A 16,080-nucleotide genomic window follows, 5' to 3' on the forward strand; every position below is an offset into this window, starting at 1 on the left:
TGCACAGAGCCTGGCAGCGGCGCAATCTTTGTGAACGGTTAGTGGAAGTCACGAGATTTCGGGATGACTTCGACGTCGCGTGGGTGGCGCCCTCGGGTGCTGGGGATCGGTTTGGCCACCTCGTCTGCGTGGGCCAAGGCGGGGGTCATCATGTCTTGGGAAAGGCGCAACAACGCATCCGAGCGATCCTCGAGGTGGGTGCAGACAACGTGGATGATGTCGCGGTCGCGCTGCACGTAGCCATAAAGGCTCAGCAGTCGCGAGGTCATGATCACTTTGCGGTAGGTTTCCATCACTTTGGGCCAAACGACCAGATTGGCGACGCCGACCTCGTCCTCAAGCGTGATAAAGCACACGCCCTTGGCGCTACCGGGGCGTTGGCGGATCAAGACGATGCCAGCCATTTTTACCCGTTTGCCATTGCGTGATTGTTTCAGGACGTCGGTTGCGATGAACCCTTGGCGCTGCATCGAGCGGCGCAGAAACGCGATGGGGTGCGCCTTGAGCGAGAGACGGGTGGTTTGATAGTCAGCCACGACCTGTTCGCAGGTGGGCATCTGGGGCAGGGTGACGGGAGTGTCGGCACCTTCGTCCGCATGGTCCTGAAACAACGGCAGATCAGGCGCATCTCGCAGCGCGCGAGCGTCCCACAGCGCCTGACGGCGGTCCATGCCCATCGAACGTAATGCGTCTGCTGCGGCGAGGCGACGAATGATCGGCGCCCCAATCGCGCTGCGCGTTTTGAGATCAGCGGCGCTGGTATAGGGCGCATCGCGTCCTGCCATGATCTGGTGGGCGGCATCTGCGCGCAGCCCCTTGATCTGGCGGAACCCTATGCGCAGAGCAAACCCATCAGCTGTTGGCTCTAACGTATTGTCCCAATTGGAATAGTTCACATCAATCTCGCGAACCTCGCAGTCATGTTCGCGCAGATCGCGGACGATTTGGGCTGGCGCATAGAACCCCATGGGTTGCGAATTTAAGAGGCCCGCAGCAAAGACATCGGGGTAGTGGCATTTGATCCAGCTCGACACATAAACAAGTTTGGCAAAGCTGGCGGCGTGACTCTCGGGGAAGCCGTATTCGCCAAAGCCTTTGATCTGGTCAAAACAGCGTTGGGCGAACACCGGATCATAGCCGCGCCGCGTCATGCGCCCGACCATTTTGTCCTGTAGTTTCTCGATGGTCCCGCGGGATCGAAATGTCGCCATTGCCTTGCGCAGTTCATTGGCCTCGGCGGGGGAAAACTCGGCTGCCTCGATCGAGATCTTCATTGCCTGTTCTTGGAAAATCGGCACCCCCAGCGTGCGGTTTAGAATATTGCGCAGCTCGTCAGGATCATGAGGTGGCTCCGGTTGCGGGTATTCGACCGCCTCTTCGTTGTTGCGACGGCGCAGGTAGGGGTGAACCATGTCGCCCTGAATGGGGCCGGGGCGGACGATGGCAACTTGGATGACCAGATCATAGAACACACGCGGACGCAGGCGGGGTAGCATGTTCATCTGGGCGCGACTTTCGACCTGAAACACGCCTAAACTGTCGCCACGGCGCAGCATTTTGTAGGTCGCAGGGTCGTCTTGCGGGATCATCGCGAGGTCGTAATCGACGCCATGATGCGCGCGCATCAGGTCAAAGCATTTGCGGATACAGGTCAGCATCCCAAGCGCCAGAATGTCGATCTTGAAAATCCCCAAGGCGTCGATGTCGTCCTTGTCCCATTCGATAAAGCTGCGGTCGGGCATGGCGCCATTGCCGATGGGCACAGTTTCGGTCAGCGGGCGTTCTGTCAGGATAAAGCCGCCCACGTGCTGACCCAGATGGCGAGGCATCCCGATCATCATTTGTGCGACAGTGATGGTTCGGCGAATGCGCGGGTCGCTTAGGTCGACACCGGTTTCGCGCGCGCGGTCTTCGTCGAGCTCGCTCCCCCAAGAGCCCCAGACGGTCTTGGCCAATGCCCCAGTGATATCCTCTGAAAGGCCCATAACCTTGCCAACCTCGCGGATCGCCGAGCGGGGGCGGTAGTGGATTACCGTGGCACACAGCCCCGCGCGGTCGCGGCCATATTTGGCATAGATATGCTGGATCACCTCTTCGCGGCGTTCATGTTCAAAATCCACATCAATGTCGGGCGGCTCGTCGCGTTCTTCGCTGATGAAGCGTTCAAACAGGACGTCATGTTCGTTGGGATCCACGGCGGTGATCCCGAGGCAAAAGCAGACGGCGGAATTGGCGGCAGACCCACGTCCCTGACATAGGATCGGTGGGGTCGCCTCGTGGCGGGCAAAGCGCACGATGTCGTCGATGGTCAGGATATAGCGGGCGATGTCCATCTTATCGATCAGGGCCAGTTCCTTTTCGATAATCTTGCGCACCTTTGCTGGCAGACCTGCGGGATAGCGGTCGTCGGCACCCAGATAGGTCAGGCGACGCAGTTCTGCGCTGGCCGTGGTGCCGGGGGGCAGTGTTTCGCTGGGGTATTCGTATTTGAGGTCGGTCAGCGCAAAGGTGATGGCATCGGCGACCACGCGGGGGGCGGCAATTGCATGGGGCCAACGGGAAAAGAGGCGCTGCATCTCGGCGGGGGATTTAAGATGCCGCTCGGCGTTGGGTTCCAGCAGATAGCCCGCGCGGTCGACTCTGGTTTTTTCGCGGATACAGGTCATCACATCCTGAAGTGGGCGACGATGAGGCGCATGGTAGAGCACGTCATTGGTGGCAAGCATGTCCAGCCCACGGGCGCGGGCGATGGAGTCGATTTGAGTGAGCCGTGCGACGTCATCGCCGTGATAGAGATAGCTGGCTGCCACATGACGACAGGTTGGCAACCGATGCTGAATGCGCGTGAGGTCACGCGCAAATAGATCCAGATTGCGCGGTGGGATGACAATCAGCTGGATGTTGTCACTGGTGGCGGCGAGATCGGCAAGGGTGATGTCACAGGCCCCTTTGGCCTGCCAGACCCCATCTGGATCGTAACGCCGCCCCTTGGAAATCAGGGTCGAAAGGCGGCCGTAGGCATCACGGTCGTTGGGGTAGGCAAGAAAAGCCTCGCCTGTAACCAATACGATCCGCGCCCCGATCAGAGGGCGGATATGTGCCTTGGTCGCCTCTGTGTGTAGCCGGACCACACCCGCGAGCGTGTTCCAATCAGCGATGCCCAACTGGTCATAGCCCAACGCCCATGCCTCGGACGCGAGATCGACGGCATCAGAGGCACCGCGCAAAAAGGAAAAGCAACTGGCCAATCCCAATTCGACATAGTCGCAGGGGGCGTTGGGGGTAAACCCAATGTCAGGGTCCAGTGTGCGGCGCGGGTGTTGGTGATCGTTCTTGGGCATCAGGCAAAGACCCCATGCACGAACCAACGCGGGTCCTCTCGCCCACGCCCGTCACCATGAAGCCCCTCGCGAAACAGCCAGATGCGGCGACCAAACTGTTCTTCTATGCGGTAATAGTCGCGCAAGCGGCTGGTGGGGCGGTCTTTCCACCATTCGGGTGAAATCCGCTCGGGGCCATTGAACCGCACCACGCGCAACAATTGGCGCCGCCATTGGAATTGGGCGGGGGGACCTTCGGGCACGGCATAGAGCACGCGGATTTCCTCGGGCGTGTGGAACAGCCGCAGCGGGCGCAACAGCGCGGTCTCAAGCGGGGCAGGTGGCCCGCTCATGGCGGGGATCCATGCCTCGCGACGCTCTGGGATATGGCTGTTGCCTGGGATGGGGCGGGTGACATGGGCCGCACCGAATTTTGCGGTCAACCGGTCGACCAGCTGGGCCAGTTCTGTGCCTTCATCCGTGCCACCCCCCAAACGGCTTTGAACATCGGCCATTTCTTCTACATGGGCGGCGGTCAAGGTGATCAGATCAAAGCCATACCCGGGGTTTATCGCCTCGATCCGGTCGCGGAACAGCCCCAAGAGATGCGCAGGGTCTCGTGACCCTGTGGCAGTTGCGGCCTCAACATGGCTGATGTCGCCATCGGTTTTATAGACTGACACAACGATGCGGCGTGCGCCAAACCCTGCGCTGGATAGCTCAGCGCAGAGCGCCTCGCACAGCGCGGGCAGGTGCGGTGTGGGGTCCTGAACCGGCTCGGGTAGGCGGGCACGCACCATGAAACGGGGCGGGTCTTCGGGGCTGTTGACCGGTTCTGCCAACCGTCCCATCATCTGGTCCAACCGCATGACAGGGTTGTGGATCAGCTCGGTCCGGGCAAAGCGGCGGACCAGCGCGACCCGTGGCACGTCGGTCAACGCACCAATGGTTTTAAGGCCTAACCGATTGAGTAAAAGGTCAGTTTTATCGCTTAATCTCAAGGCTTTGACTGGTAGTGCGCCCAGTCGTAATTCGATGTCTTCAGCTGGGCAGATCGCCCGTTCCGGACCATAGCGCGCCAAGCCCCAAGCAGCCCCACGGGTGGGGGCCACGGCTAATCGTACGGTCAGTCCAAGCTGTGCAAACCGTGCTTGCATATCCGCGAGCATCAACGCCTCGCCATCATGTAGATGATCCGATCCGGTGGTGTCCAAAATCAAACCATCAGAGCCATCTAGGGATGTCCATGGACACCAACGCCGCGTCCAGAGCATCAGCTGTTGCAGCAAAATCTGATCACCGCCAACATCTGCATATTCAACGCGTAACTCGGGGATCAAACTGCGCATATCGACAATGCGCGCGCCCGTGTGAACGCCCGCCTCGATTGCGGCAGGGTTGGCAGCATGCACCACAGGTCCATGCGCGCCGTCCACAGCCAGCGTGACCGCCACATCAGGGGGTGGTTCGATATGTTGACGTTCCATACTGCGTTGCCAGCGTTCGATGCTGAGGTGGGGAAACCACATCGACACTACCCGCCGACCCAAGAGAGGCCGGATGCCTGCAACAAGATCACCTTGCATCATGGGCTGTATCTTTGCTTGAAACTCGGGAGTTTCGAGGGCAGAGATACCCGTTTCTCAATCACGTGTAGTGCGAGGTTAAATTGCGCGTAGCAGTGGTGCGTCGACCTTATCCTGTTGAACAATAGGGATAATTTTTTGCGCAGCTGCATCATACTGCACCACCCAGTCGCCGGGTTTGTGAGATCTGCTGCGGAACAGTTCGACATGCCATTGGGGGTGACCTGCGGCGCTGATGTCGTGTGATGTGGGCGCGGATGGCAGGCTTTTGACCCGCCAGCGATTGCGTGCCGCACTCAGGTTCGAGGTGCCCGCACGGCGTATCAACCACACGGGACATTTCTGCGCCTCGGCCCGCAAGGCAAGACGTTTGCTGGCTGTGAAATCCAGCGCGGGAGGGTCGCCCCAAATCTCGCCGACGACCGCACTTAGCCCTGCGCAACGCAGCCCTTCTTCCATGGACCAGAGCACATCGACCGCGCGCGAGACATCGACGCGGATCATTTTCAATCCCATAGGGAACCCCGCCAAATATGGCGCTCCAGTCTCCTTTTGTGACAGACGGTCTTGTATCCAAAGCACGGGCGCGCCGGGCTGCAACTGTGCTGCAACAAAGCCCGCAGCGGCCCCGTCCACGGCTGCATCTGACAACACTTCGGACAAGGATTGGATCGGCTGAAACAGATCCGCAACAGGCGGGGTGACAACAGGGGGCGTGGGCGGGCACGGCACATCTCTCTCCGGGTTGGGGTGGAATCAAAATTAGCATATGTTCCTATTTTGTTCTACCCCTATGTTTGCCCTTTTTGCCGCAGGAAAGATGTAACGCTTGCACCAAGAAAATAAGGGATTAAGGTCAAGAAATGAAAAATATTTCTCTGCTTTTTGCGCTTGCCGCGCCCGCATTTTATGTCGTCTCAGATGCGCAGGCAAATTCTGTGCCAGAGCCGGTCGCGAATGCCGACTATGCACCCGTCTATTTGGCCGAAGCGATGCTGGGTCAGCAGCTGTTTTATGATCCTATATTGTCCGGAAATCAGGTGATTTCCTGCGCCACATGTCATCACCCAGAATTGGGAACGGGGGACGGTTTGTCATTGGGCATTGGCGAGGGCGGTATCGGTATCGGACCCGGTCGTAAAATCGCAACAAACAACGCCCCCGAACAACGTATTCCACGCCATGCACAGGCGTTGTTTAACCTTGGGGCCAAGGAATTCACGGTGCTGTTTCATGATGGCCGGATCGAGGCTGATCCACAGCGCCCATCAGGACTGCGCACGCCGATGGGCGAAGATATGATGCAAGGCTTCGCATCGATCCTGTCTGCGCAAACCATGTTTCCGGTTCTGTCCCAAGACGAGATGGCAGGGCATTACAGCGAAAACGATGTGTCCCAAGCTGTACGCCAAGGGCGGATTACTGGTGCCGGAGGTGCGTGGGATATTATCGCCAAGCGAGTTTCAGAGATTGACGCTTACGCGGATCAGTTCATGGCAGCTTATTCTGACCTAGCAGTTGCCGATGACATCGGGTTCACGGATATCTCAAATGCGATTGCGGCATTTATCGAGTGGGAATGGCGATCGGACACATCCCCGTTTGATGCGTATTTGCGTGGCCAGTCGCCCCTCGCCCCCGCGGCCGAGAAAGGCCGCGCCTTGTTCTATGGGCATGCGGGATGCAGCAGTTGTCACGCAGGTCCCTTCCAAACCGATCACCAGTTTCATGCAACGGCCGTGCCCCAGTTTGGCCCGGGCAAGGCCGCACGCTTTGAAAGCCACGCTCGCGATTTGGGTCGTGCACGGGTGACCGGAAACGACGCTGACGCGTATGCATTTCGCACCCCGTCGCTACGCAACGTGGCATTGACCGCGCCATACGGGCACACGGGATCGCATTCTGATTTGACCCAGTTCGTCACGGATCATGCTGATCCGGTTGCTGCGATTGATCGGTACCAGCGAGATTGGGCAATTTTGCCGCCGTTCGATGCTGCCGATTGGCGGGTCATGGATGATCCGGTTGAAGTCGCTGCAATCTCGGCCGCTGTACGCGCGCCCGTAATCAGATTGAACGCAGATCAGGTCTCGGATTTGGTCGCGTTCTTGGGTGCTTTGACTGATCCGATTGCAATCACCGGGCGTCTGGGTATTCCTGAAACGGTTCCGAGCGGGTTGCCTATCGAGCCTCTCGCCCGGCCGTAACCGCCCCTAGTAGTGAACCGTTTGATTGGCCGATGTCGTTTGCGTCGTAACAGTGCCATCGGGCTGGGACACCCGCAGGATTACCGAACTCGCAGTTCCAATGCCAAAGTGAAGTGGTGTTGCATCGCCCGACGCATGCCCGCCGCCAATCGTGAACTGTTGGCTGAGGATTTGGTCGTTTGCGACTACTGTGACCCGACTTCCCAGCGCAGAGTGGGGCAGGGCGATCTTTATCCAATTGCCGGTGTCTTCTGTCTCGTTGCGGTAAACCTCGACTGCGGCGCGCCGATTGACGATGACCAAATCGAGACGCCCGTCACCGTCAAGATCGGCCAATGCAGCCCCGCGCGAGCGCGCTGTTGTGGCGACACCGGCCGCCACGGATTGTTCGTCAAACCGACCATCGGGGTTTTGCATCAGCAAGTTATTGGGATCTTCCATCGCGTTTCCTGGCATCTGATCCACATTACCCTTGGCGATGAACAGATCAGGGCGCCCGTCATTGTCGACATCACCAAACTCGGCATGCCAACCGGTTGACGGGCGACCGTCATCGCCCAGATGCGGGCGCTGCGCATAGGTCCCAATGTCAAAACGCGCAGGTTTGTAGGTGCCATCAGATTGCGCGAGTTGCAAAACTTGGTCACCCATCGAGGTCAGCATGACTTCGTCCCGTTCGTCGCCGGTTAGATCTGTGCTGGCGATGCCCATACCCCAGAGCGACACGCGCGCCCACCCGTCGGTCTCATCAAGAAACCGTTGATCGGTGAGGTCAAACATCTGTTCAAAGCCTTGGCGCACGTAATAATGGCGGTCGTTTGAAATGCGCAGCGTGGGGCGTCCGCGGGCGTCAGCTGCGGCCAACATTGATAGGGGACAGAAACCCGGGCTGAGGGTTTCTGCGGTCCACCCGCTGTCTGTTGGGCGCAGGATTTGATTGTCATCACAGGCCTCAAAGGGGCCGTCGGGGTTGGTTTGATCGACGTAGTTGCCGATGGCCATAGTTGGGCGGGTGTCTCCGGGGGCGAGCCATGCAGAAAAGGCGGTGGTCCATGCATCGCCGGCTGGCAGTCCGAGGCTGGTGGTTTCATCAACAAAACCGCAGGCCCCATCCCCCGTCAGCAAAACGTTTGGACCAACGCGCATGACGAACAGATCAAGATGACCGTCGGCATTGGCATCAATTGGGTATGCCCCTGTCACGCTAGTCAACGGGGGCAGATCGGCGGTTTCAAATTTGAAATCACCGGCGTTTTTGAACAAAACTGCGGGGCGTGCGCCACCCGCGACAAAGAGCTCGGGCAGGGTGTCGCCGTCACAATCTAGAACGGCAACGCCACCTCCGATAAAATGCGTCCAGTCACCGGTGTATTGGTGGTCGTCCCACGGCCCGCTGACCGCCGTATAGCTGGGGTCAGCAAGGGCGAGCGTCGGACACAATAGCAGTGGAACGAGGGGCTTCATGCGGAAACGCGACCTTCGCCCAGAACGGCATCCGTCAGAGCCGAGAGCCCCAGTGCGGCCGCGCCGCGCGCCCAGACCAAATCACCCCATGTGTGGCTTTCGACCGGAGTGGGTGGTCGGCCGCGCCCAAGTGTGAGTTTTTGCATCTCGGCGAGAACGTCCTCGTCATAGAAGTAGTCAAAACGCCTGTGTTCGCCGCTAAGGATGATTTTTGCAGGGTCAAAGAGTTGCGAGACATTGGCGAGTGCCACGGCCAAATAGCGCCCTGCGCGGTGGAAAATGGCGCGAGCTGCTTCGTTGCCTCCTTTGGCTTCGGCATAGAGGCGCTCAAGCATCTGGCCTGCGTCTGTGGCAACAGCGCCATCTAGGTTCAACGCGGTCGATGCTTCGCGCCCCAAAGCGTAGTCTGCGACATAGGCCTCGAGGCACCCGCGCTGGCCGCAGCGGCATAGGGCGCCGTCCAGTTGTACTTTGGTATGACCCACTTCGAGCCCGAGACCTTGGCCACCTCTAAAGAGCCGATTGTCTAGAACGAGGCCCATACCCACACCGCGTTCAATTGTGACCACGGCAAAGTCCGACATTGCGCGTCCGGCGCCAAACCACAGCTCTGCAAGGGTCAGCACGTTGGCGTCATTGTCGACATGGACGGGCAAGCCGAGACGCGCTTCGAAATGCGCTTTGACGTTTACATCACGTTCGGTCAGCACGGGGGACCAAGGGACATGCCCTGTGTCGTGATCGACAATGCCTGGCAATCCTAGACCGATCGCTTCGACATCAGAGCGGGGGCGGCCCGCATTCTTCATCAAGTTGACGAGCAGCGTCTCTGCCTCATCCGTGACGATGTCGATGTGTTGGCTTAGGACAGGACTGTTGAGGCTGGCTTCGGCCAATTGATTGCCAGCAAAGTCCAGCAGCACAGCCGAATGGACGCGATCCGAGAGCTTCATGCCAACAACCAGCCGCGTTGCAGGTGCAACGCCCAACGCGACGGGTGGTCGCCCACGTGCTGTATCCCGAGCGCGCCCCTCGAATTCCTGCAGGAAACCGGCGGTGATCAGTTCTTGGGTGAGGGTCGTGACTGAGCCCGCGCTGATATTCAATGCCTTGGCGACATCCATGCGTGGCACTAGCCCGCTTGCGCGGATGTACTCGAATATTTGCTGCCGCAGCGGTTTCGCGTCGCGAGATGTTGTCGGCAGGATCGGACCGCATCCGATGTCAGGGCTGTTCGATTCGTCGTTCATTAGTTCACATCACAAATTATATACAGCCAAAATACGGCCATTATTTACTAATTGCCAGTTATTCCCGCTCTTATAGGAGGTATTTAGCTATATTTTTGTGACTTCTGTCAATTTTATTTTGACAACTAAATTAAATAAGGCATTGATAGTGAGCGGGGCTGAATCAGTCCGGCGCCGATCTCTTTCTTGAACGTGGTCGGCATTCACATTTGGGAGGAATGAAATGCGCAAGGCATTTATGGCGGCAATCGTCGCAACAGTAGGTTTCAGTTCGGCAGCATTGGCCGAAGGTCTGACAGTCGGCGTAAGCTGGTCGAACTTTCAAGAAGAGCGCTGGAAGACAGACGAAGCGGCAATGGTTGCTGCAATCGAAGCAAACGGCGACACATATATTTCGGCTGACGCTCAGAACTCGGCTGCAAAACAGCTGACAGACGTTGAAGCGCTGATCGCTCAGGGCGCTGACGCTCTGATCATCTTGTCCGTCGACAAAGATGCAGTTGGCCCAGCGGTTGACGCGGCAGACGCCGAAGGCATCCCAGTTGTAGGATACGACCGTCTGATCGAAGACGACCGTGCATTCTACCTTACATTCGACAACAAAGGTGTGGGTTCGATCATCGCGCAGCAGGTTATGGCGGCACAGCCAACTGGCAACTATGCGATCATCAAAGGCGACAAGGGTGACCCCAATGCGCTGTTCCTGCTCGAAGGTATGATGGAAGTCATTGGTGACAAAGTTGCATCGGGCGATATCGTCATCGTTGGTGAGAGCTTTACGGATGGTTGGAAGCCAGACAACGCGCAAAAGAACATGGAGCAAATCCTGACTGCTGCGAACAACAACGTTGATGCTGTTTTGGCTGAGAACGACGGCATGGCAGGCGGCGCAATCGCTGCTTTGCAGGCACAAGGTCTCGACATCCCGATCGGTGGTCAGGACGGCGACCATGCAGCGCTGAACCGCGTTGCACGTGGCACACAGACTGTGTCGGTTTGGAAAGACGCACGTCAATTGGGCGCAGCAGCGGCTGACATCGCATCGGCGCTCGCCGGTGGCGCAGCTTTGGCTGATGTTGACGGTGCAGTTCAGTGGTCCGGTGGCGAGAACGGCGTTGAAATGAACGCAATCTTCCTGTCGCCAACACCGATCACCAAAGACAACGTTAACGTTGTGATCGAAGCTGGTCACATCGCGAAAGACAAAGTCTGCGAAGGCGCAATGGACGGCGTTGCCGGCTGTAGCTAAGCGACATGAGATGCGGCGCGGGCCCGATGGGTCGCGCGCCGCATCACCTCGACGATTTTCAAACATATTCCAAAGAACCCCAAATGCGGTATCTTTGATCTGATCCCACCGGTGCGCCCACGGCGTATCGCCGGAAAACGTACGTATAGGATGGCTGGACATACCATGACCGACACACCCGACACCAAAGCCCCACCCAGTGGTGGCAACCCGTTCACGCGGTTCATGCGAGCCACAGAGCTAGACAGCCGTTTGCTCGGCATGGTTGCTGCTCTTGCGATGATCTGGGTCGGCTTCCATTTCGTCGGCTATTTCAAGAGCGGGTTCGCCGCATTTTTAACGCCGCGCAACCTGTGGAACTTGTCCGTTCAGACTTCGTCGATTGGGATCATGGCAACTGGCATGGTGTTGGTAATTGTCACGCGCCACATTGATCTTTCGGTTGGCTCTCTTTTGGGGTTCTGTGCGATTGTGATGGGTGTGGTGCAGGTGAATATCCTGCCGCAGTATCTTGGGCTAGGTCATCCGCTGATCTGGATCATCGCGATTTGTTGCGGCCTCATTGTGGGCGCCATGGTTGGTGCGTTTCATGGCTGGTTGATTGCCTACCGAGGTATCCCTGCCTTTATCGTAACCCTTGGCGGTTTGCTGGTATGGCGTGGCGCAGCATTTCTCGTGGCACGCGGCGAGACGATTTCGCCAGTGGACCAGACATTTTCGCTGCTTGGTGGTGGACCATATGGTGCCGTCGGTGCCGCAGGCAGCTGGATCGTGGGTCTGTTGGCCTGCGCTGTGATCATCGCATTGGCGATCACGGGACGGGCAAAACGTGCGCGGCATGGGTTCCAACAGCGCCCCATGTGGGCCGAGGTGTTCATGGCCGGCCTAGGTTGTTCTGTCGCAATCGGTGCGACATTGTTGGTGAACGCGTATTACTGGCCCAAAGGCATCGTCAAACGCTATGCCGAGGCGAATGACATCGTCGTTCCCGCAGAAGGCTTGTTCATCAGCCATGGCTTTGCAATTCCAGTGTTGATCCTGCTGATGGTTGGTATTTTGATGACTATTCTGATGACGCGTACCCGCTTTGGTCGCTACGTCTTTGCCATTGGTGGCAATCCTGAAGCCGCCAAATTGGCAGGCATCAACACCCAGTGGATGACTGTCAAAATCTTCGCATTGATGGGTTTGTTGGCCGGATTGTCAGCGGTGGTTGCCTCGGCCCGTTTGGGGTCAGCAACGAACGCATTGGGTACATTGGACGAACTCTATGTCATCGCAGCGGCCGTTATTGGTGGCACATCCTTGGCAGGGGGCGTCGGTACAATCTATGGCGCGATCTTGGGCGCGTTGGTCATGCAGTCCTTGCAGACCGGCATGGTTCTGATCGGCTTTGACGCGGCTATGCAACAAATCGTAGTGGGTTCGGTTCTCGTGCTCGCAGTCTACGTCGACAACAAATATCGGGGGGCGTCGAAATGAGCCGCGAAACTGGAAGCACACCACTGGTCGACCTGCGCGACATTTCGATTTCCTTTGGAGGGATCAAGGCGGTCGATGGCGTATCGCTGGATCTCTATCCAGGCGAAGTTGTGGGCCTGCTGGGCCACAACGGTGCGGGCAAATCCACATTGATCAAGATCCTTGCAGGAGCCTATCAAATGGATAGCGGCGAGATTTGGATCAACGGCGAAAAAGCCACGATCAATAGCCCACGGGATGCGCGCGATTTCAACATCGAGACGATCTACCAAACGCTTGCGTTGGCAGATAATCTTGATGCCGCATCAAACCTGTTTTTGGGGCGCGAGCTGACCACAAAATTGGGCATGGTCGATGATGCCACGATGGAGGCGGAGACCCGTAAAATCATGGCGCGTCTGAACCCGAATTTCAAAAAGCTGAAAGAACCGGTTTCGGCCTTGTCTGGCGGTCAGCGGCAGTCCGTTGCGATTGCACGCGCGGTCTATTTCGACGCCAAGATCGTCATTATGGACGAGCCGACAGCTGCGTTGGGTGTGCATGAAACCAAGATGGTTGCGGACTTAATTGGTGAGTTGAAAAAGCAAGGCCTTGGGATTTTCCTGATCAGTCACGATACCCGTGAAATGATGGACCTGTGCGACCGTGTTTCTGTGATGAAAAACGGCCAGATGGTTGGAACGGAACGGGTCGAAGACGTGACTGAGGATGACATCCTGTCGATGATCATTCTGGGCAAGAACCCTAAGAAAGCCGCCTAAATGTATATCGGTCTCGATCTGGGCACCTCCAGCCTAAAAGCCGTTCTGATGAACGACGACCAACAGATTGTGGCCGAGCATGTGGTCTCCCTGTCGGTTGCGCGCCCCCATGACGGGTGGTCTGAACAAGATCCCCAAAGTTGGGGCGTCGCAACGGACGAAGCAATGCGAGCGCTCGGGAAATCGCATGATCTAAGTGGTGTGACAGGGATCGGCCTGTCTGGTCATATGCACGGCGCGACATTGATCGGTGCTGATGACGCAGTTCTGCGCCCATGCATGTTGTGGAACGACACGCGCAGTGCTGTTCAGGCTGCTGCAATGGACGCTGACCCGCAGTTTCGTGCAACCAGTGGCAATATCGTGTTCCCTGGCTTTACTGCGCCCAAGGTTGATTGGGTGCGCGCCAATGAACCAGAGGTATTTGACAAAATCGCCAAGGTTCTGCTGCCCAAAGACTATCTACGTTTGTGCCTAACGGGCGAGCATGTGTCCGAGATGTCGGATGCGGCTGGTACCAGCTGGCTAGATACCGGTGCGCGTGATTGGTCGGATGATCTGTTGGCTGCTTGCCATTTGGACCGTTCGCATATGCCTCGACTGGTCGAGGGATCACAGGTCAGTGGTGCGTTGCGTGCCGATCTGGCAGCGGTCTGGGGTATTCGGTCGGCCGTGGTTGCCGGTGGTGGTGGCGACAACGCAGCAGCGGCCATTGGGGCAGGGGTGGTTCAGGATGGAACTGCGTTTCTGTCGCTTGGGACATCGGGTGTTTTGTTTGCGGCAAACGTAGGCTATCGACCTGATCCCGCGACCGCAGTCCATACATTTTGCCATGCCGCGCCTGACACTTGGCACCAAATGGGGGTCATTCTGGCGGCGACGGACGCATTAAATTGGCTGTCTGGGATTACCGGACAATCAGCCGCAGAACTGACCGCAGATTTAGGTGATCTTCGCGCACCGTCCAAGACGCTGTTCCTGCCCTATCTTGGGGGTGAACGCACACCACATAATGATGCGGCGATCCGCGGCCAATTTTTGCACCTCGATCACTCGTCCGATACGGCCGCAATGACCCGCGCGGTTCTCGAAGGGGTGGCCTATGCCTTTGCCGATTGCCGCGATGCTTTGGCCGCGACAGGTACGACGTTGACCCGTGCTTTGGCCATTGGTGGTGGGGCAAAGTCGGACCAATGGCTGCGCATTCTCGCCAGCACACTGAATATTCCGTTGGACGTCCCCAAAGACGGGGATTTTGGTGCGGCGTTGGGCGCCGCCCGACTTGGTATGATGGCAGCGACGGGTGCCGGAGCCGAGATTGCGACCCAGCCGCCGCTGTCTCACGAAGTAGCGCCTGACACCACGCTAACGGACGCCTTTCGCGAGGCGCATCAAAATTACAAGGCGGCCTATGCCGCGATCAAAGCACTGAAATAGAGGCCCAAGATGACAAAATTCTTCGCAGACATTCCTAAGATTCAATTCGAAGGGCCTGACGGCACGAACGAGTTCGCGTTCAAGCACTACAACCCCGACGAAATTGTAATGGGCAAGCGGATGGAAGACCACCTGCGCTTTGGCATCGCCTATTGGCATTCATTCGCTTGGCCGGGTGGTGACCCGTTCGGGGGGCAGACGTTCGATCGCCCTTGGTTTGGTGACACCATGGATCTGGCCCGTCTCAAGGCCGATGTTGCGTTCGAGATGTTCGATATTCTTGGTGCGCCTTATTTCTGTTTTCACGACGCTGATGTACGCCCCGAGGGTGCGACATTCGCTGAAAGCACAGATAATCTGAACGCGATCGTCGACTATTTCGCGCAAAAGATGGATGCTGGCGGGCCCAAATTACTGTGGGGCACCGCGAACCTGTTCTCGCATCGTCGGTTTATGTCCGGTGCGGCGACGAACCCTGATCCCGATGTTTTTGCCTATTCAGCGGCGACGATCAAAACCTGTCTCGACGCCACAATGAAGCTGGGCGGCGAGAACTATGTGTTGTGGGGCGGCCGCGAAGGCTATGAAACGCTATTGAACACCAACATGGGTCGTGAACGGCAGCAGGCTGGTGCGATGTTGCAGATGGTGGTCGATTATAAGCACAAGATTGGTTTCAAAGGAGCGATCCTGATCGAACCGAAACCCCAAGAGCCGACAAAGCACCAATACGACTATGATGTTGCGACCGTCTACGGGTTCCTCAAAGACTTTGGTCTAGAGGGTGAGGTGCAAATGAACATCGAACAGGGCCATGCGATTTTGGCGGGTCACTCGTTCGAGCACGAACTGGCTGTGGCGCGCGAGCTGGGCATTTTTGGATCGATCGATATGAACCGGAACGACTATCAGTCGGGATGGGACACGGACCAGTTCCCGAACAACATTCCCGAAGCTGCGTTGGCGTATTACGAAGTGCTGCGGGCCGGTGGCTTCACCACGGGTGGTACAAACTTTGACGCCAAACTGCGTCGCCAATCGCTCGACCCAGAGGATTTGATCCTCGCACATGTGGGTGGAATGGATGTATGTGCGGCAGGACTGAAAGCCGCGGCTGCAATGGTCGAGGATGGCGCATTGGAAGAGGCCCGCAACACTCGCTACGCGAAGTGGGATGACAGCCAAAATGCCGAGATGCTCAAGAGCGATCTGAGCAGCATCGAAGCACGTGTTCGGCGCGACAACATCAACCCTGATCCAAGATCTGGTCGCCAAGAGCGGCTCGAAAACCTCGTTAATCGCTATCTCTAAAAGGTGGTTCGGA

At 57.6% G+C, this 16,080-nt stretch carries 11 protein-coding genes; 6 read left to right on the forward strand and 5 right to left on the reverse strand.

Annotated elements, in window-relative coordinates; translation table 11 throughout:
* Positions 1 to 38: 38 nt before the first annotated feature.
* The 3 genes from TR2A62_RS01415 to TR2A62_RS01425 form a co-directional block, all read right to left on the reverse strand.
* Positions 39 to 3,341, reverse strand: a complete 3,303-nt coding sequence (locus tag TR2A62_RS01415) for an error-prone DNA polymerase (protein ID WP_009159761.1) — start codon at positions 3,339 to 3,341, stop codon at positions 39 to 41.
* Positions 3,341 to 4,909, reverse strand: coding sequence for a DNA polymerase Y family protein (locus TR2A62_RS01420; RefSeq protein ID WP_009159977.1), 1,569 nt, complete (start codon positions 4,907 to 4,909; stop codon positions 3,341 to 3,343). Before TR2A62_RS01420 ends, TR2A62_RS01415 begins: the two co-directional genes overlap by 1 nt.
* A gap of 75 nt (positions 4,910 to 4,984) precedes the next feature.
* Positions 4,985 to 5,638: an ImuA family protein gene (locus TR2A62_RS01425; protein WP_009159960.1), complete on the reverse strand. Its 654-nt coding sequence runs from the start codon at positions 5,636 to 5,638 to the stop codon at positions 4,985 to 4,987.
* 131 nt (positions 5,639 to 5,769) lie between these two features.
* On the opposite strand from TR2A62_RS01425, the gene TR2A62_RS01430 reads away from it, so the two are divergent.
* Positions 5,770 to 7,113: a cytochrome-c peroxidase gene (locus TR2A62_RS01430; RefSeq protein ID WP_009160764.1), complete on the forward strand. Its 1,344-nt coding sequence runs from the start codon at positions 5,770 to 5,772 to the stop codon at positions 7,111 to 7,113.
* Positions 7,114 to 7,119: 6 nt separating this feature from the next.
* Here TR2A62_RS01430 and TR2A62_RS01435 read toward each other — a convergent pair whose 3' ends face one another.
* Both TR2A62_RS01435 and TR2A62_RS01440 read right to left on the reverse strand, forming a co-directional pair.
* A complete protein-coding gene (locus TR2A62_RS01435; RefSeq protein ID WP_009157345.1) occupies positions 7,120 to 8,577 on the reverse strand; it encodes a CRTAC1 family protein in 1,458 nt (485 codons plus the stop codon).
* Positions 8,574 to 9,827 carry an ROK family protein gene (locus TR2A62_RS01440; protein WP_009158636.1) on the reverse strand — a complete coding sequence of 418 codons (1,254 nt, stop codon included), beginning with the start codon at positions 9,825 to 9,827 and terminating at the stop codon, positions 8,574 to 8,576. The genes TR2A62_RS01435 and TR2A62_RS01440 overlap by 4 nt, the downstream gene beginning before the upstream one ends.
* Before the next feature lie 223 nt (positions 9,828 to 10,050).
* On the opposite strand from TR2A62_RS01440, the gene TR2A62_RS01445 reads away from it, so the two are divergent.
* The 5 genes from TR2A62_RS01445 (at position 10,051) to xylA (ending at position 16,067) form a co-directional block, all read left to right on the forward strand.
* Positions 10,051 to 11,076: a substrate-binding domain-containing protein gene (locus TR2A62_RS01445; RefSeq protein WP_009160397.1), complete on the forward strand. Its 1,026-nt coding sequence runs from the start codon at positions 10,051 to 10,053 to the stop codon at positions 11,074 to 11,076.
* Between the two features lie 165 nt (positions 11,077 to 11,241).
* Positions 11,242 to 12,558, forward strand: a complete 1,317-nt coding sequence (locus TR2A62_RS01450; protein WP_009158843.1) for a sugar ABC transporter permease — start codon at positions 11,242 to 11,244, stop codon at positions 12,556 to 12,558.
* On the forward strand, positions 12,555 to 13,319 hold the full coding sequence (locus TR2A62_RS01455) for an ATP-binding cassette domain-containing protein (protein WP_009159941.1): 765 nt from the start codon (positions 12,555 to 12,557) through the stop codon (positions 13,317 to 13,319). The genes TR2A62_RS01450 and TR2A62_RS01455 overlap by 4 nt, the downstream gene beginning before the upstream one ends.
* Positions 13,320 to 14,756: a xylulokinase gene (gene xylB / locus TR2A62_RS01460; protein ID WP_009160789.1), complete on the forward strand. Its 1,437-nt coding sequence runs from the start codon at positions 13,320 to 13,322 to the stop codon at positions 14,754 to 14,756.
* Positions 14,757 to 14,765: 9 nt separating this feature from the next.
* Positions 14,766 to 16,067 carry a xylose isomerase gene (xylA, locus tag TR2A62_RS01465; protein ID WP_009160775.1) on the forward strand — a complete coding sequence of 434 codons (1,302 nt, stop codon included), beginning with the start codon at positions 14,766 to 14,768 and terminating at the stop codon, positions 16,065 to 16,067.
* Positions 16,068 to 16,080 lie beyond the last annotated feature (13 nt).

Source organism: Thalassobium sp. R2A62 (genome assembly GCF_000161835.1).
Lineage (GTDB): Bacteria > Pseudomonadota > Alphaproteobacteria > Rhodobacterales > Rhodobacteraceae > Thalassobium.